Below are 16,365 nucleotides of genomic sequence, written 5' to 3'. Positions count from 1 at the left end.
ATTATTAACAGTTTTAATTATTATTTTTATATTAGGTGGCGCAAATGAACGAATTAAAAAAAGACATGTTTATTGGTTCTGTATCTTTTTTGGGTATAGTTGCTTTTGTTTCAGGACAATTTATATTGTCAACAATGATGTTTGGGGTAGCCGCAGTATGGAGCACGATTTTATTAAATAATCGTGCTCAAGCAGTTAAGAATTGAAAGTTTTCTCCTATAGTCAGAGACTTGCAAACGATCTTCCATCATTCGTTTGCTTCCATGCTCCCGTAGATTCCTTGGTTTACGGGAGTTTTTTTTGCTCGCTACCATAAGCGCGGAGCGAATCAGCTAATTTCGCTATCCATATATCCCAGTTATAATCGAGTTTTTAACGTTGTTTCGCTGTAGTTAAAATTATCGACGCCAAAAGATTGCATCCAGGCTTCAGTTCTTATAATTTCCGCAAAAAATTCAGCTTCTCTTTTATTTTTATCTCCAAACCGCGTTCCACCGGAAAATAATACTGCCGGGTTTTTAAGGATTCCGGGAAATAGTTTTCGCCGGCGGCATAAGCGTTTTTCTCATCATGGGCGTAGCGATATTCCGCTCCATGTCCCAGTTCCTTCATTAACTTGGTTGGCGCGTTGCGCAAATGGATAGGCACGTCTAGCGAGCCGCTATTGCGGGCGTCAGCCATGGCGGCTTTGTAGGCCACGTAAACCGCATTGCTTTTCGGCGCGCAGGCCAGGTAAACGATGGCTTGCGCCAGCGATAGTTCGCCTTCTGGGCTGCCTAGCCTCTCGTAAGCGCTGGTAGCATTCAACGCTAGTTCCAGGCCTCTCGGGTCGGCGTTGCCTATGTCTTCGGAGGCCATCCGAATGACTCGGCGGGCGATATACAAAGGGTCGCAGCCGCCGTCCAGCATTCTGGCAAACCAGTAAAGCGCGGCGTCCGGGTCGGTACCTCGCACCGATTTATGCAAGGCAGAAATTTGATCGTAGAAAATATCGCCGCCCTTGTCGAAGCGATTGGCATGGCCCAGCAGCACTTCGTCCAATACATCGCGATTCACGGTTTCCCGGCCGTCGATGTTTTCCGCCAGATCGGCGGCGATTTGCAGGATGTTTAAACAGCGGCGGGCGTCGCCGTCGGCGGCCTTGGCGACCATGGTCAACACTTCCGAGTCAATCAGCAAATTGCGGCTGCCCAGCCCGCGTACTGTGTCGGTCAAAGCGTTATGCAGTAAGGCCTCCAGATCCTCGGATTCGATACTGCGCATCACGTAGACTCGCAGTCGGGACAGTAAGGCGTTGTTCAATTCGAAGGAGGGATTTTCCGTGGTGGCGCCGAATAAAATAATCGCGCCACTTTCGATGGGCGCCAACAACGAATCTTGCTGGCTTTTGGAAAAGCGGTGAATTTCGTCGATAAACACCACGGTATTCAGATTTCGGCTGTATTTAACCTCTTCCGCCTCGGCTACCGCCGCCCTGATTTCTTTCACGCCGACCATCACCGCCGACAATTCGATGAAATGGCAGTGCGCGCTGGCGGCGATGATTTTGGCCAAGGTGGTTTTGCCGACGCCGGGTGGACCCCAAAATACCAGCGAGTGAGGCGCACCTTGTTCGATAGCCACGCGCAGCGATTTGCCCTTGCCCAGCAGATGCTGCTGACCGATAAAATCGTCTAGCGTAGTTGGCCGCATTCTGGCCGCAAGCGGCGCATAGGCGGTATTATCAAAGGCGGTAGCATTCTTCATTTGCAGGGGCTCGGTAAAACAAATAGGCAATGACGGCATTTTTCATTAGAATTGCCGGCCATTTTATTGATTCTAATGCCGGATTGACATGGATTTAAAATTCTTAGATTTCGAACAGCCGATTGCCGAACTCCAGGCCAAGATAGAAGAGCTGCGTAAGGTAGAGCTGGACAATAATTTCGACATTTCCGAAACCTTGAAGCAACTCGAACAGAAATGCGAGAGTTTGACCGAAAGTATTTTCGCGGATTTGTCGGACTGGCAAATATCGCAATTATCCCGGCATCCCGGCCGGCCATACACCTTGGATTATATCGAGCTGATATTCACAGAATTCCACGAGCTGCATGGCGACCGCTCCTATGCCGACGATCCGGCGATAGTCTGCGGGATGGCGCGTTTGCTGGGACAGCCGGTTGTGGTGATCGGTCATCAGAAGGGCCGGGATACCAAGGAAAAAATTTATCGTAATTTCGGCATGCCGCGTCCGGAAGGTTATCGCAAAGCTTTACGTGTGATGAAGTTGGCCGAGCGTTTCAAACTGCCTATCATCTGTTTAATAGATACCCCAGGCGCTTATCCGGGTATTGGCGCCGAAGAGCGCGGGCAAAGCGAGGCTATCGCCCGTAACCTGTTCGAAATGTCCAAACTACGCACGCCGGTTATCTGCACCGTGATCGGTGAGGGCGGTTCCGGTGGGGCTTTGGCTATCGGTGTGGGCGATAGATTATTGATGCTGGAATACAGTACCTATGCGGTTATCTCTCCCGAAGGTTGCGCCTCGATTCTATGGAAAAGCGCCGACAAAGCCCAATTGGCGGCGGAAGCGATGGGTATTACCTCGGACCGCGTACGTGAGCAAGGTTTTCTGGATGAAGTGATTCGCGAGCCGGTTGGTGGTGGTCATCGCAATTTCGAAAAGATTGCCGCCAATCTACAAGACGCGTTGGTCAGGCATCTTAACGATCTGCAGCAACAGGCTGAAAATATGGATTTGCTGTTGGAAAGGCGCTATCAACGCATTATGCGATTTGGCTCCTATATCGAAGAGCCAGTCAAATAAAACTGTCAGTCAAATTAGTTGTTCAATAAAAGGCCGAGTCAAATCGGCCTTTTTTGTGAGTAAGCCATGCCCGATCTCAATCCGCAGACTGTTGCTGCGCTATTGCCTGCCACGTGCCGGAAAGTGTTCGTCGCCTATAGCGGCGGCTTGGACTCGACTGTGCTGCTGGATTTGTGCGTGGGTTTGCCGGCGTTCGCCGGCAAGATCGTCGCCGTTTATGTCGATCACGGCTTGCAAGCTGAGTCAGCGGGATGGGGCGAACATTGTCGTCGGCAGGCAGAACGCTTAGGCGTGGACTTTGAATTGTTAACGGTAGATGCGCGGGCCAGTAACGGCGAAAGCCCGGAAGCTGCGGCACGCGAGGCGCGATATCGGGCGTTGCGGCAATTATTGGCTGTCGACGATGTTATCCTGCTGGCCCAGCATCGCGAGGATCAGATGGAAACCTTACTGTTGCAATTGTTCCGCGGTGCCGGCGTGTCAGGCTTGGCTGGAATGCCGATTGCGAGTGCTTTTGGGAGAGGGCAACTGCTGCGGCCGCTATTGGAGGTGGCTAAGGTCGATATACAGCGGTATGCGCAAACGCACGGTTTACACTGGGTGGAAGATCCCAGCAATCAAAGCAGCGATTTCGACCGCAACTACCTGCGTAACGAAATCCTGCCTGTATTGAAACAGCGCTGGCCGGCGCTGGATAAAACGGTTGCGCGTTCGGCCAAGCACTGTGGCGACGCGGCACAGATGATAGAGGCTTGGGCGGAGCAGACCTTGCCGACGGTTTTCGATCCGACCGATGGCAGTTTTAATATCGCCGATTTATCAGCGATCACGGCGACGCAATTGAATTGTCTTTTGCGGTACTGGTTGCGCCGCATGGGTTTGAAGCCGCCGAGTCAGGCGGTGTTGCAAACGCTGGTCGAGCAGCTGGTCTGTGGGCGGTGCGATGCAACGGCGCAAGTATGTATCCAGGGCAGCATCATCAGAAAATATCGGGAAAAATTGTATTGCATCCCCGAGCAATGCTTGCAAAAGGAAGTCCAGACAAATCCGTGGATACAAGAGCAGGAGCGGATAATCTTAAGCAATGGCTATGTGTTGTCCAGAAGCATTGCATCGGCTGGGCTATCCAAAAACTTGTGGAATAATGCTGAAGTAACGGTGGAGCCAAGGCGAGGCGGGGAAAAGCTTAAATTGCCTGGTCGAGCCGGTCATCATTTTCTAAAAAAACTCTACCAGGAGGCAGGGGTTCCGCCTTGGGAAAGAGACATTAGGCCGTTGATTTATCTGGATGGTCGTCTGGCTGCGGTCGCCGGCTTATGGGTAGCGGAATGGGCGTGGCTTAGCGAGGCGGACGGTTGTTACCAATTGGATTGGCGAGCGTCCGAAAGCATGTAATGATAGGTAACGAAAACCGTTAGGAGGTGTCATGTTGATGTTTCCCGAGATACTTCAGGCCATGATCGTGGGCATGATGATCGCAATCCCGGCGATCTTGATCTATAAAAAAGCCGGTCTGAATCCGGCGTGGGCGGCATTGGTGTTTTTGCCGGTCTTTGGATTGCTGATCGTGTTTGCGCAACTGGCGTTCCAAGAATGGCCAAATGCAAAAAAGGAGGGCTAGTCATGGAACTATTTTTCGTGTTGTTGCCGCTATTTATGCTGTTTTGCTTGTGGCTGGGCTATCGGATTTTGGAAAAAGCCGGATTCGACGGGCGCTGGACCCTAGTTTTATTGATACCGGTGCTTAATGTCATCATGATTTGGGTGTTTGCATTTAGCACGTGGCCCAAGTTACAAAATGGCGTAGACCAGGGCTTTTAAGCGGCACCCTGACATGACCGAAAAGACTCGCGGCAAACTTCCGGCGATTTTTATTCCGGTGGTGTTATTCATCGTGTTTGATGCGGTCGCGCTGGGGCTTAATTTTTGGATTTCCGCAAAGCTGGAAAAGAGCGCGGTGGCAATAAACTTATCAGGCCGCCAACGCATGTTGTCACAGCGGATGACCAAATCTTTGCTGATGTTGCATGTTGCGCAAACCGACATGGAAAAGCTCAGCGCTTTTACCGAATTTTCCAATGCCGTCGACTTGTTCGATAAAACCTTAAACGGTTTTTTGCAAGGCGGTATTACCAGTAGCGGTGATGGCAAACCGGTTTACCTGGCTGCCACCCAAGCTCCCAATACGCAAATGATTACCGGCTCGGCGTCCCAGCTTTGGACGCTGATCCACAAACGCTTATTGCCGGTTGAGTTGGGTGGCGTAGGGATTGATGCCGAGGTTTTGCGGTCGGCATTGCGGACATTGTTGATGCATAACACCCAACTGTTGGCTTTGATGAATGATCTGACCACTGCGTTGGAGCTAAATGCTACCAGGGAAGTGTTTTATCTGCGCAGCTTGCAAGCCAGTTTGCTGCTGCTCGCGCTGCTGAATTTTGCCCTGGTCTGCAAACGCCTGTTGGCGCAAATCAAGCAATCCCAGGGCAATGTTCAAGCCTTGCGCAATATCATCGATTCCATCGAGACCGGTATCATTTTGTATGGTCGTGACGAATGTGTGCGTTCCGCCAATAAGACGGCCAGTCAGTTATTCGGATACGGCGAGCAGGTCTTGATCGGTAAACCTTTAAAGCAATTGATCGTCGCGGATAACACCCGAATGCTGGGGTTACGGCGCGACAACTCTACCTTTGTCGCGAAAATCAACACCCAAACCCTGTTCGAATTTAACGATCAGATCACTATGTGCACGATTACCGATGTCAGCGAACAGGAGCGTAAGGAAAAACAATTAATGTATCTGGCGTTTCATGACCAGCTCACTGGTTTGCCCAATCGCGGTTTGTTGGTCGAGCGCTTACGGCAAGACTTGTTGCGCGCCAAGCGTGATTCGACATTTTTGGCGGTGCTGTTTCTTGACTTGGACGGTTTCAAGGACGTTAACGACGAAATGGGGCACGATGCCGGCGATGAATTACTGCAAGCAGTGGCCAAGCGTTTTGAGCATTGTTGCCGCGAAGTCGATACCGTCGCCCGGTTGGGTGGCGATGAATTCGTATTTGTTCTGACCTCGCTACACTCGGTGTTGGCGGCCAAGCAAGTGGCGCAAAATGTGTTGAAAGCCGTTAATCAAGCATTTTTAATTCATAATGAGACCGTCAAAATAGGGGCCAGCATCGGCATTGCCATGTATCCCACCGATCATTCCGAAGCCGAGTTGTTGATTAAATGCGCCGACGACGCGATGTATGTGGCCAAGCAGCGCGGCAAAAATCAGTTGGTGTTTACGACCGAATGTCGTTGATATTTTTCGGTTATCTAGCCCCCTGCTGAGCTTGCTTTGGCAATTAAAAAGGCAATTGCGCTATAAAACTGTTAGAATTTGCCGCTTTTCGACCCCCTTGCTATTCGCTAAACAGGGCGCCAAACGTTCATGACAAAATTCATATTCATCACCGGCGGAGTGGTTTCATCCTTGGGAAAAGGGATAGCCGCTTCATCGTTGGCAGCGATCTTGGAAGATCGCGGCCTGAAAGTTACTCTCACCAAACTCGATCCCTACATCAACGTCGACCCCGGCACCATGAGCCCGTTTCAACACGGCGAGGTCTTTGTGACCGAGGATGGCGCGGAAACCGATCTGGATTTAGGCCATTACGAGCGGTTTTTAAAAACCACGATGGCCAAGAAAAACAACTTCACCACCGGCCAAGTCTACGAGCAAGTCTTGCGCAACGAGCGTAAAGGCGAGTATCTGGGCGCGACGGTGCAGGTGATCCCACATATTACCGACGAAATCAAACGCCGCGTCTATGCCAGTGCCGAAGGGACCGATGTGGCGCTGATAGAGGTCGGCGGCACGGTTGGCGACATCGAATCACTGCCGTTTCTGGAATCCATCCGGCAGATGGGTGTGGAATTGGGTCGAGACCGGGCGGTATTTATCCACCTGACTTTGGTGCCTTACATCAAGTCGGCTGGCGAGATTAAAACCAAGCCAACCCAGCATTCGGTAAAAGAACTACGCACCATCGGTATCCAGCCGGATATTCTGATTTGCCGTTCCGAGCAGCCCATTCCGGCCAGCGAACGCAAGAAAATCGCCTTGTTCACCAACGTCAATGAAAAAGCGGTCATTTCCGCGATTGACGCCGACACCATTTATCGCATCCCGTTATTACTGCGCGAACAAGGCTTGGACGACATCGTCGTAGCCCAGTTGCGCCTCGACGTGCCTCCGGCAGATTTGTCGGCTTGGGAGAAAGTGGTCGATGGCCTGACTCACCCAACCGATGAAGTTAACATCGCCATCGTCGGTAAATATGTCGATCACACCGATGCCTACAAATCCTTGAACGAGGCTTTGATTCACGCCGGTATCCACACCCGTCACAAAGTACAAATCACTTATATCGACTCTGAAACCATCGAAGCCGAAGGTACGGCAAAGCTGAAAGATGTCGATGCGATTCTGGTGCCGGGCGGCTTTGGTGAGCGCGGCGTGGAAGGCAAGATTTCCACAGTACGTTTCGCTCGCGAAAACAAGATTCCGTATCTGGGTATTTGCTTGGGCATGCAGTCGGCGGTCATCGAGTTCGCCCGCGATGTGGTCGGTTTGGAGGGCGCGCACAGCACCGAGTTTTTACCGAATAGCCCGCATCCCATTATCGGTTTGATTACCGAGTGGATGGATGAGGCCGGGCAGTTGAACGTGCGTGACGAAGGATCTGACATCGGTGGCACCATGCGTTTAGGTGCGCAAAAATGCCGTTTAAAATCGGATTCTTTAGCGTTCGAGTTGTATCAAAAAGATGTCATCACCGAGCGCCATCGTCACCGTTACGAGTTTAACAATCAGTATTTGAAACAGTTAGAAGCCGCCGGTATGCGCTTCTCCGGTAAATCGCTGGATGGCCGCTTGGTGGAGATTATCGAGCTCCCCGATCACCCCTGGTTTTTGGCGTGCCAATTCCATCCGGAATTCACTTCAACACCGCGTAATGGCCATCCGCTGTTCTCCGGCTTTGTCGAAGCGGCCGCCAAACACAAAAAGCAAGGTTAAACATGCAATTATGTAATTTCGAAGTCGGCTTGGATAAGCCGTTTTTCCTGATCGCCGGCACCTGTGTGATCGAAAGCGAACAAATGACCCTGGATACCGCCGGTAAATTGAAAGAAATAGCCGACGAGCTGAATATTCCGTTTATTTATAAATCTTCGTTCGACAAGGCCAATCGTTCGTCACTGGGCAGCTTTCGTGGTCCTGGCCTCGAAAAAGGTTTGCAGATCCTGGAAAAAGTGAAGCAGCAATTGCATGTGCCGGTATTGACCGACGTGCATGAAGACACACCGTTAGAAGAAGTCGCGGCGGTGGTCGACGTGTTGCAAACACCGGCGTTTTTGTGCCGCCAGACCAATTTTATTCAAAGCGTCGCGGCGCTGGGCAAGCCGGTCAATATCAAAAAAGGCCAGTTTTTAGCGCCCTGGGATATGGCCAACGTGGCTGCCAAAGCCAAAGCCACCGGCAATCAGCAAATCATGGTTTGCGAGCGCGGCGTGTCGTTTGGCTATAATAATTTGGTTTCAGATATGCGCTCACTCGCCGTGATGCGCGACACCGGTTGCCCGGTAGTATTCGATGCCACTCATTCCGTGCAGTTACCGGGCGGGCAAGGCAATGTCTCCGGCGGTCAGCGCGAGCATGTGCCGGTGTTGGCCCGCGCGGCAGTCGCAGTGGGCATTGCGGGGCTTTTCATGGAATCACATCCCAAACCCGAAGAAGCGTTGAGCGACGGCCCCAATTCCTGGCCCTTGCACCGCATGAAAGAATTATTGGAAATGTTAGTAACGATAGACCGGGCTGTTAAATCCACCAGCCTGATTGAAACCACACTATAGGGCAAAATAATGGCAAGAATAGTAGACGTAAAGGCAAGAGAAGTTCTGGACTCGCGCGGCAACCCCACCGTTGAAGCGGAAGTGTATTTGGCATCCGGTATCATCGGCAGCGCGATGGTGCCATCCGGCGCCTCCACCGGCGAACGCGAAGCGATCGAATTGCGCGATGGCGACAAATCTCGCTATTTGGGCAAAGGTGTATTGAACGCGGTTAACTTCGTTAATACCGAAATTCGTGAAGCCGTCGTCGGGATGGATGCCAACAACCAAGCAGCGCTGGACGAAAAAATGATTGCTCTGGACGGCACCCCAAGCAAAAGCCGCATTGGCGCCAATGCTATCCTAGGCGTTTCCATGGCTGCCGCGCGCGCTGCTGCGCAAGAAGCCGGCGTACCGTTGTACAAATTCCTGAACAAATCCGGCGAATTTATTCTGCCGGTGCCGATGATGAACATCATCAATGGCGGTTCCCACGCTGACAATAGCGTTGACTTGCAAGAATTCATGATTCTGCCTGTCGGCGCACCGACTTTCCGCGAAGCGATCCGTTACGGTGCCGAAGTATTCCACAACCTGGCTAAAGTATTGAAAAGCCGTGGTTTGGCTACTACTGTGGGCGACGAAGGCGGTTTCGCGCCTAACCTGTCGTCTAACGAAGAAGCCATCGAAGTAATCCTGGAAGCCATCGAAAAAGCCGGTTACAAAGCCGGTGTTGACATTTATCTGGGTATGGATGCTGCTGCTTCCGAGTACTTCGATGACGGCAAATATGTGTTGTCTGCGGAAAACCGCAGCTTTAACTCCACAGAGATGGTCGATTTCCTGGCAGCGTGGGTTGATAAATACCCCATTATCTCCATCGAAGATGGTCTGGACGAAAATGACTGGGACGGCTGGAAATATCAAACCGAAAAATTGGGCGGCAAAATCCAATTGGTCGGTGACGATTTGTTCGTGACCAACCCTGCCATCCTGAAAGAAGGTATCGAGAAAGGCATCGCCAACTCTATCTTGATCAAAGTCAACCAAATCGGCACTTTGACCGAAACTCTGGCGGCTATCGATATGGCTGCTGCTGCCGGCTATAGCGCTGTGGTTTCTCACCGTTCCGGCGAAACCGAAGACACCACTATCGCGGATTTGGTTGTTGCCACCGGCACCGGCCAAATCAAAACCGGTTCATTGAGCCGTTCCGACCGGGTTGCTAAATACAACCGTTTGATGAAAATCGAAGACGAGTTGGGCGACAAAGCTAAATACGCCGGTCGCAGCGCGTTTAAAATGTTGTCAAAATAATGTAGGTTGGGTTAGCGAAGCGTAACCCGACATGTTTGTTTTACAATGTTGGGTTGCGCTCTATCGAGCGTAACCCAACCTACATTGCTGAGATACAGCCATTAAAACCCTGATCGCCATCATCATCCTGTTAATTGTTCACTTCCAGTATCGGTTGTGGCTAGGTGATGCCAGCGTCTCGCAGATTAGCGATTATCGGGAACGACTCGACACCCTGACCAAGGAAGCGCAGGAAAAAAAGGAACGCAATGATTCCTTGTATGCCGAGGTGCTGGATTTGCGCCGCGGTTTGGAAACCATCGAAGAACGCGCCCGCTATGAACTGGGCATGATCAAGGAAAACGAAACCTTCTTTCAAGTGCTTGAGTAGAGCATGAAGCAAATTCTCAAATGCTGGGCAGTTGTTCCAGCAGCTGGCGTCGGCAAACGCATGCAAGCCGACCGTCCAAAACAATATCTGCCGCTGGCCGGCAAAACAGTCATCGAACATACCTTAAACCGCTTATTGCAAGCCGGCGCGTTTCAAGCTGTGGCGGTGGCGATTTCAGTTGAAGATCCGTATTGGCCCGAATTGGACGTGTCCAAACATCCGAACGTGATCACCGCACCTGGCGGCAAAGAACGCGCCGATTCGGTGCTATCTGCATTGAAATCTCTGCAAGGCTTGGCGGCTGAAGATGACTGGGTACTGGTCCATGACGCCGCACGGCCTTGCCTGACTGCTTCCGACATTCATCTACAAATCGAGACGTTAAAAAACGATGCAGTCGGTGGCATTCTGGCGCTGTCTTCACACGACACGCTGAAACACGTCGACGGCGATACGATTACCGCGACGATAGACCGCAAACACGTCTGGCGCGCCTTGACGCCGCAGATGTTCAAATACGGCATGCTGCGCGACGCTTTGCAGCAAACCGAAGGCAATCCGGCTGTCACCGACGAAGCCAGCGCATTGGAATTGTTGGGCTTTCAGCCGAAGATCGTCGAAGGCCGTCCCGATAACATCAAAATCACCCGGCCCGAAGATCTGGCGCTGGCGCAATTTTATATGGAGCAACAAGCATGATCCGAGTCGGCCAAGGCTACGACGTCCACCGTTTCAACGACGGCGACCACATCATTCTCGGTGGAGTTAATATTCCTTATGAAAAAGGTCTGGAAGCGCACTCCGACGGCGACGTCGTGCTGCATGCGCTGGCCGACGCGATTCTCGGCGCGGCGGCTTTAGGCGACATCGGCAAACATTTTCCGGATACCGATCCCGAGTTTAAAGGCGCCGACAGCCGGGTATTGCTGCGGCATGTCTATAAAATCGTCCAGGAAAAAGGCTACAAGTTAGTCAACGCTGACGTCACCATCATTGCCCAGGCCCCGAAAATGCTGCCGCACGTGCCGGCCATGCGTGCCAATATCGCTGCCGACTTGGCTGTCGATGTCGATTTCATCAATGTCAAAGCCACCACGACTGAGAAACTGGGCTTCGAAGGCCGTAAGGAAGGCATCGCCGTGCAGGCGGTGGTGTTGATTGAGAAGTAACTTACTCTAATTCAAACTCTTCAACCGAATTTATAGCTGCTAAGTTATGTAGGTCAGGGTGCGCGTAGCGTTCCCTGACAATTTCACTCCAGCATCCATCCAGTCGTATCGCGGCAACATGACCTACGATATTTTACATACCCCATGACAGAATTTAGCTTACCCGAATGGCCTTACGCTTACGGTGGTCCATCCGGCACCGGCGACATCAAAATGGAGCCCGAGGATTTCGTCGTCGAAGAAGTTTTGTCTTTCCAGCCGGAAGGCAGCGGTGAGCATATCTTTCTGTATATCGAAAAAATTGGCGAAAACACCGAATATGTCGCTCGCCTGCTGGCGCGCCATGCCGGTGTTCGCCAGCGTGATGTCAGTTATGCCGGTATGAAAGACCGCCACGGCCGCACACAGCAATGGTTCAGCGTCTGGCTGCCGGGTAAGGAAGATCCTGACTGGTCCGGCATCGAAACCGAAAATTTGACAATCCTGCAAACGATGCGTCACGCCCGCAAACTGAAACGCGGCGTATTGGCCGGCAATAAATTTACGTTGCTGATCCGCAATTGGACGGGCAACCAAGAAGAAGCCGAAAAGCAGTTGCAACTGATCAAAATCCAAGGTTTTCCGAATTACTTCGGGTCGCAACGTTTTGGACATCACGGCCAAAATATCAATCGCGCGCTGGCCATGTTTGCCGGCGCTAAGGTCAAGCGCGAGCAGCGTTCTTTGTATTTATCGGCTGCGCGTTCGTATTTGTTCAATCTGATCTTGGCCCAGCGCGTCGAGCAAGCGAGTTGGCATCGAGCATTAAGTGGCGATGTGTTTAAGCTTGAGGGCAGTAATAGCTGTTTTAGCGGCGATAGCGACGACGCCAGTCTGTCGGCTCGCGTCGAACAGGGCGATATTCATCCCACTGGGATCATGTGGGGCCGTGGCGGTAAGATTGCCACAGCTGAGGCCGGTGCGTTAGAAAACGCCGTGATTGCCGCTAACGCATCCCTAGCCGACGGCTTGCTTGCGTTTGATCTGGAAGCGGATCGTCGGGCCTTGCGCGCATTGCCGCAAGATTTGGACTGGCAGTGGTTGGATAATCAACTAAAGTTGAGCTTTAATTTGCCCGCCGGCAGCTATGCCACGGCCTTGTTACGGGAAATTATCGGCGATGCACCTGGCGCTGGTTATTGAATTTGCTTTGATAAAAATGCTTTTTGGGTTGTAATTGCACCAATTTATAATACTTAAGTACAGTAGCGCGCTTTAGCGTTATAAAAACCATAACTTCTACTTACATCCTCCATGCCTGATAGCGGCCAGATATCCGGACCAGCAGATTCCACGTTTGACGATCCTTTATTGTTAGCTTTGCTGTCGGTCTGCAAGTTATTACATATCCCGCAAACTGCAACGGCCTTGGTGGCCGGATTGCCCTTAGTCGACAATAAATTAACGCCGGCTTTGTTCGTGCGCGCCGCTGAACGCGCTGGTTTGACCAGCCGCTTATTGCGCCGGCCCTTACAGAAAATTTCCAATTTAGTCCTGCCTGCGGTGCTGTTGCTTAAAGATGGCAGCGCCTGCGTTTTGCTTGCCAAGAGCGCAGAAAGCTATACGGTAGTGTTGCCGGAAACCGAGAGCGGGGAAAAGACCGTTAGCGTTGCGGAACTGCAAGCAAGTTACAGCGGCTCGGCCTTTTTCGTGCAGTTACAGCATCGGTTTGACGGGCGCACTGCGGAATCGGCTGTGCCGAAGGTCAAACATTGGTTTTGGGATGTACTTTATAAGTCCTGGCCTATCTATGCGGAAGTGCTGGCGGCCTCGGTATTAATCAATTTGTTCGCATTGGCGGCGCCCTTGTTTTTCATGAATATCTACGACCGCGTGGTGCCTAATCACGCGTTGGAAACGTTATGGGTATTGACGGTAGGTGTGCTGATCGTGTTTGGCTTCGAATTGGCTATGAAGCTGCTGCGAAGTTATTTTATCGATGCGGCCGGCAAGCGTGCCGATATTATTTTGTCGGCGACTATTTTCGAAAAACTGATGAATATTCGCATGGAAGCCCGGCCGCCATCGGTGGGCGCTTTTGCGAACAACTTAAGCGAATTCGAATCCTTTCGCGAGTTCTTGACCTCGGCAACGCTGGTGACATTGATTGATTTGCCGTTTTTGTTTTTGTTTTTACTGATCATTTATAGTGTCGGCGGCAATTTGGCTTTGATTCCGCTGGCAATTTTGCCGTTGGCGATGTTGATTGGTATAGCCTTGCAGGCGCCGTTGAAGAATACGATCAATGCCATGTTCAAATTCGGCGGCGAGAAAAATGCCACGCTGGTGGAAGCGTTGTCCAATCTGGAAACTATCAAAACGGCCGGCGCGGAAGGGCAATTGCAGTCCCGTTGGGAACAGAATGTCGGCGAAATCGCCCGGCTGGGGTTAAAGTCGCGGTTTTATGCCGGCTTGACCGTCAATTTGACCGCATTCTTGCAGCAATTGGCAGCGGTATTGGTGGTGGTGGCCGGCGTCTACCGGATTACCGATGGCGATTTGACGACCGGCGGCTTGGTGGCTTGCACTATGCTGACCTCGCGGGCGTTGGCTCCGGTCGGGCAAGTCGCGGCACTATTGACCCGTTACCATCAGGCGGTGACCGCCCTGGGGTCGTTTAACCGAATGATGGCTCTACCGGTGGAACGCGAGAACGGCAAGGACTATTTGCATAGACCGCGCTTTAACGGCGAGATCGAGTTCAAGCAGGTTCGCTTCAGCTATCCGCAGCAGCCGGTTAAGGCCTTGGACGGCATATCTTTTAAAATCAAGGCAGGCGAGCGCGTGGGATTTATCGGCCGAATCGGTTCCGGCAAGAGCACGCTGGAAAAATTGATGCTTGGTTTATATCAGGCTCAAGAAGGTTCGATATTGATAGACGGCACCGATATTCGCCAAATCGATCCTTCCGATTTACGCCGGCAAATCGGCTATGTGCCGCAAGATATTTCCTTAATGTTCGGTAGCGTGAAGGACAATATCGTCTTGGGTTCGCGCTACGCCGATGATACTGCGGTGTTAAAGGCGGCGGCGATTGCCGGTGTCGATCAGTTCGTCAGTAAACATCCCGCCGGTTTTGATTTGCAAGTGGGCGAGCGCGGCGCATCCTTGTCGGGTGGGCAAAGGCAAAGTATTGCGCTGGCCAGAGCCTTGCTGTTGTCGCCGTCGATTTTTATTATGGACGAGCCGACCAATGCGATCGACAACAGCAGCGAAGAGGCATTTAAACAGCGGTTTGCCGCGCAATTGGGGGAACAGACCTTGATACTGGTCACGCACCGCATGTCGCTGCTCAGTTTGGTGGACAGACTGATCGTGATGGACGGCGGACATATGGTTGCAGACGGCCCCAAGGACCATGTGCTGGAAGCTTTGCGCCAAGGACAGATCAAGGTGGCTATTTAATTATGTTGAAAAAAATAGCCGAATGGCGGGCCGAGCATCGGTATCGAGCCGAGGATCAGCGTTTTTTAAGCGACGTCAACGCCGCCAACCTGTACGAATTACCCTTGAAAAGCCATTTGATCCTGTGGTTTGCCGCAGCATTTGTCGCGGTATCCTTGGTGTGGGCCGGGTTTGCCAGCTTGGATGAGGTCACGCGCGGCGAAGGTAAGACCATACCGTCCAGTCAAGTGCAGGTGGTGCAGAACCTGGAGGGCGGTATAGTTTCGGAAATATTGGTTCAAGAAGGCCAGTTGGTGGACAAAGATCAGGTGTTGCTGCAACTGGATCAAGTCCGTTTTGCTTCCTCGTTTAAGGAAGCCAAGTTAAAGTATTACGAGTTGTTGGCGAATACCGCGCGCTTGAACGCCGAGATCAACGGCACGCCCTTGGCGATTCCGGAAGAGGTTATGAAGAACGCACCGCAAATTGCCGACAATGTCAGGCAATTGCTGGTTTCCAAGCAGAACGAAATAAGGTCGAATAGCGATATTTTTGCCGAACAAGTGCGGCAGAAAGAGCAGGAAATTATTGAAATTCAGTCGAAAAGCGACCAGTTGGCGCGTAGTTATAAATTATTGCAGGACGAAGTGAAGATGTCCGAGCCACTGGTGGCCGATGGCGCAATGTCGCAGGTTGAATTACTACGTTTGCAGCGGGCTGCCAACGATTTGAAGGGTGACTTGAACTCCGCGAATCTGGCGATGCCGCGTCTACGTTCCTCATTGGACGAAGCGCGCAACAAACTGGCGGAGATCAAGATTCGCTATAAAACCGAAGCTTTGAAAGAATTGAACGAAGTGAAGGCTGAGCTGGATCGCACTTCGGAGTCAGCGGTGGCTTTGGAAGATAGGGTTAGCCGTACCAGAGTGTTGTCGCCGGTAAAAGGTACGGTAAAACGTATCAAAGTGGCAACTGTTGGCGGCGTGATTCAACCGGGCATGGATTTGTTGGAAATTGTGCCGTTGGAAGATCAATTGTTGATTGAAGCTAAAATTCGGCCGGCTGACATTGCTTTTCTTCGCCCTAGGCAGAAAGCTGTGGTAAAACTAAGCGCTTATGATTTTTCGATATACGGTGGCCTGGATGCCTCTTTGGAACATATCAGCGCAGACAGCATACCCGGCGAGAAAAAAGACGAGGACAATTACTATTTGATTCGTTTGCGCACCGCTAAAAATTATCTGGAAAAAGGTGGTGAACGCTTGGAAATTATTGCCGGGATGACAGCGGAAGTTGATATTTTAACCGGAAAAAAGACAGTGCTTGATTACCTCTTGAAGCCGATATTGAAAGCCAGGGATAGGGCTTTAAGAGAACGATAACTCATAACAACAATT

16 protein-coding genes are annotated in these 16,365 nt (G+C 51.5%); 15 read left to right on the top strand and 1 reads right to left on the bottom strand.

The features are described from left to right. The first annotated feature begins 44 nt into the window (after nt 1–44). Nucleotides 45–206 carry a hypothetical protein gene (locus tag NP589_RS15840; protein WP_197491552.1) on the top strand — a complete coding sequence of 54 codons (162 nt, stop codon included), beginning with the start codon at nt 45–47 and terminating at the stop codon, nt 204–206. 229 nt (nt 207–435) lie between these two features. Here the strand turns inward: NP589_RS15840 and NP589_RS15835 are convergent, their stop codons facing one another. Next, nucleotides 436–1,746 (bottom strand): replication-associated recombination protein A, encoded by a 1,311-nt coding sequence (locus NP589_RS15835; RefSeq protein ID WP_256607869.1) that lies wholly within the window; start codon nt 1,744–1,746, stop codon nt 436–438. A gap of 88 nt (nt 1,747–1,834) precedes the next feature. Between NP589_RS15835 and accA the strand changes: the two genes are divergently transcribed. From accA to NP589_RS15765, 14 genes are all read left to right on the top strand, one after another. Then, nucleotides 1,835–2,809, top strand: a complete 975-nt coding sequence (gene accA / locus NP589_RS15830) for an acetyl-CoA carboxylase carboxyl transferase subunit alpha (protein WP_256607868.1) — start codon at nt 1,835–1,837, stop codon at nt 2,807–2,809. Between the two features lie 66 nt (nt 2,810–2,875). Continuing rightward, nucleotides 2,876–4,204 carry a tRNA lysidine(34) synthetase TilS gene (gene tilS, locus NP589_RS15825; RefSeq protein WP_256607867.1) on the top strand — a complete coding sequence of 443 codons (1,329 nt, stop codon included), beginning with the start codon at nt 2,876–2,878 and terminating at the stop codon, nt 4,202–4,204. 31 nt (nt 4,205–4,235) lie between these two features. Continuing rightward, nucleotides 4,236–4,430 (top strand): hypothetical protein, encoded by a 195-nt coding sequence (locus NP589_RS15820; protein WP_256607866.1) that lies wholly within the window; start codon nt 4,236–4,238, stop codon nt 4,428–4,430. A gap of 2 nt (nt 4,431–4,432) precedes the next feature. Next, the gene (locus NP589_RS15815; protein ID WP_256607865.1) at nt 4,433–4,630 is read left to right on the top strand and encodes a hypothetical protein; all 198 of its coding nucleotides are present in this window, start codon (nt 4,433–4,435) and stop codon (nt 4,628–4,630) included. Nucleotides 4,631–4,643: 13 nt separating this feature from the next. Further along, nucleotides 4,644–6,116, top strand: a complete 1,473-nt coding sequence (locus NP589_RS15810) for a diguanylate cyclase domain-containing protein (RefSeq protein WP_256607864.1) — start codon at nt 4,644–4,646, stop codon at nt 6,114–6,116. A 129-nt stretch (nt 6,117–6,245) separates the two neighbouring features. After that, the gene (gene pyrG, locus NP589_RS15805; RefSeq protein WP_256607863.1) at nt 6,246–7,874 is read left to right on the top strand and encodes a CTP synthase; all 1,629 of its coding nucleotides are present in this window, start codon (nt 6,246–6,248) and stop codon (nt 7,872–7,874) included. A gap of 2 nt (nt 7,875–7,876) precedes the next feature. Further along, complete coding sequence (kdsA, locus tag NP589_RS15800) at nt 7,877–8,710, top strand: 3-deoxy-8-phosphooctulonate synthase (RefSeq protein ID WP_020482992.1); 834 nt, start codon at nt 7,877–7,879, stop codon at nt 8,708–8,710. A gap of 9 nt (nt 8,711–8,719) precedes the next feature. Then, nucleotides 8,720–10,006, top strand: a complete 1,287-nt coding sequence (eno, locus tag NP589_RS15795; protein WP_256607862.1) for a phosphopyruvate hydratase — start codon at nt 8,720–8,722, stop codon at nt 10,004–10,006. A 100-nt stretch (nt 10,007–10,106) separates the two neighbouring features. Then, nucleotides 10,107–10,376 (top strand): septum formation initiator family protein, encoded by a 270-nt coding sequence (locus NP589_RS15790; protein WP_026146944.1) that lies wholly within the window; start codon nt 10,107–10,109, stop codon nt 10,374–10,376. A 3-nt stretch (nt 10,377–10,379) separates the two neighbouring features. Next, nucleotides 10,380–11,075, top strand: a complete 696-nt coding sequence (ispD, locus tag NP589_RS15785; protein WP_256607861.1) for a 2-C-methyl-D-erythritol 4-phosphate cytidylyltransferase — start codon at nt 10,380–10,382, stop codon at nt 11,073–11,075. After that, nucleotides 11,072–11,545, top strand: coding sequence for a 2-C-methyl-D-erythritol 2,4-cyclodiphosphate synthase (gene ispF / locus NP589_RS15780; protein WP_256607860.1), 474 nt, complete (start codon nt 11,072–11,074; stop codon nt 11,543–11,545). Before ispD ends, ispF begins: the two co-directional genes overlap by 4 nt. A gap of 144 nt (nt 11,546–11,689) precedes the next feature. After that, entirely contained in the window at nt 11,690–12,727 is a 1,038-nt protein-coding gene (gene truD / locus NP589_RS15775; protein WP_256607859.1) for a tRNA pseudouridine(13) synthase TruD, read from the top strand. A gap of 111 nt (nt 12,728–12,838) precedes the next feature. Next, entirely contained in the window at nt 12,839–14,989 is a 2,151-nt protein-coding gene (locus NP589_RS15770) for a type I secretion system permease/ATPase (RefSeq protein WP_256607858.1), read from the top strand. A 2-nt stretch (nt 14,990–14,991) separates the two neighbouring features. Next, nucleotides 14,992–16,350, top strand: a complete 1,359-nt coding sequence (locus NP589_RS15765; protein ID WP_256607857.1) for an HlyD family type I secretion periplasmic adaptor subunit — start codon at nt 14,992–14,994, stop codon at nt 16,348–16,350. Nucleotides 16,351–16,365 lie beyond the last annotated feature (15 nt).

This window comes from Methylomonas rosea, assembly GCF_024505055.1.
Taxonomy (GTDB): Bacteria; Pseudomonadota; Gammaproteobacteria; order Methylococcales; family Methylomonadaceae; genus Methylomonas; species Methylomonas rosea.
Note: the sequence above shows the minus strand (reverse complement) of the source record. Positions and strands in the feature narration are given on the sequence as shown.

What these genes read in the sequence shown, in the direction of transcription:
- NP589_RS15840 (WP_197491552.1), top strand. Translation starts at nt 45, where the DNA reads ATGAACGAATTAAAAAAAGACATGTTTATTGGTTCTGTATCTTTTTTG.
- NP589_RS15835 (WP_256607869.1), bottom strand. Translation starts at nt 1,746, where the DNA reads ATGAAGAATGCTACCGCCTTTGATAATACCGCCTATGCGCCGCTTGCG.
- accA (WP_256607868.1), top strand. Translation starts at nt 1,835, where the DNA reads ATGGATTTAAAATTCTTAGATTTCGAACAGCCGATTGCCGAACTCCAG.
- tilS (WP_256607867.1), top strand. Translation starts at nt 2,876, where the DNA reads ATGCCCGATCTCAATCCGCAGACTGTTGCTGCGCTATTGCCTGCCACG.
- NP589_RS15820 (WP_256607866.1), top strand. Translation starts at nt 4,236, where the DNA reads ATGTTGATGTTTCCCGAGATACTTCAGGCCATGATCGTGGGCATGATG.
- NP589_RS15815 (WP_256607865.1), top strand. Translation starts at nt 4,433, where the DNA reads ATGGAACTATTTTTCGTGTTGTTGCCGCTATTTATGCTGTTTTGCTTG.
- NP589_RS15810 (WP_256607864.1), top strand. Translation starts at nt 4,644, where the DNA reads ATGACCGAAAAGACTCGCGGCAAACTTCCGGCGATTTTTATTCCGGTG.
- pyrG (WP_256607863.1), top strand. Translation starts at nt 6,246, where the DNA reads ATGACAAAATTCATATTCATCACCGGCGGAGTGGTTTCATCCTTGGGA.
- kdsA (WP_020482992.1), top strand. Translation starts at nt 7,877, where the DNA reads ATGCAATTATGTAATTTCGAAGTCGGCTTGGATAAGCCGTTTTTCCTG.
- eno (WP_256607862.1), top strand. Translation starts at nt 8,720, where the DNA reads ATGGCAAGAATAGTAGACGTAAAGGCAAGAGAAGTTCTGGACTCGCGC.
- ispD (WP_256607861.1), top strand. Translation starts at nt 10,380, where the DNA reads ATGAAGCAAATTCTCAAATGCTGGGCAGTTGTTCCAGCAGCTGGCGTC.
- ispF (WP_256607860.1), top strand. Translation starts at nt 11,072, where the DNA reads ATGATCCGAGTCGGCCAAGGCTACGACGTCCACCGTTTCAACGACGGC.
- truD (WP_256607859.1), top strand. Translation starts at nt 11,690, where the DNA reads ATGACAGAATTTAGCTTACCCGAATGGCCTTACGCTTACGGTGGTCCA.
- NP589_RS15770 (WP_256607858.1), top strand. Translation starts at nt 12,839, where the DNA reads ATGCCTGATAGCGGCCAGATATCCGGACCAGCAGATTCCACGTTTGAC.
- NP589_RS15765 (WP_256607857.1), top strand. Translation starts at nt 14,992, where the DNA reads ATGTTGAAAAAAATAGCCGAATGGCGGGCCGAGCATCGGTATCGAGCC.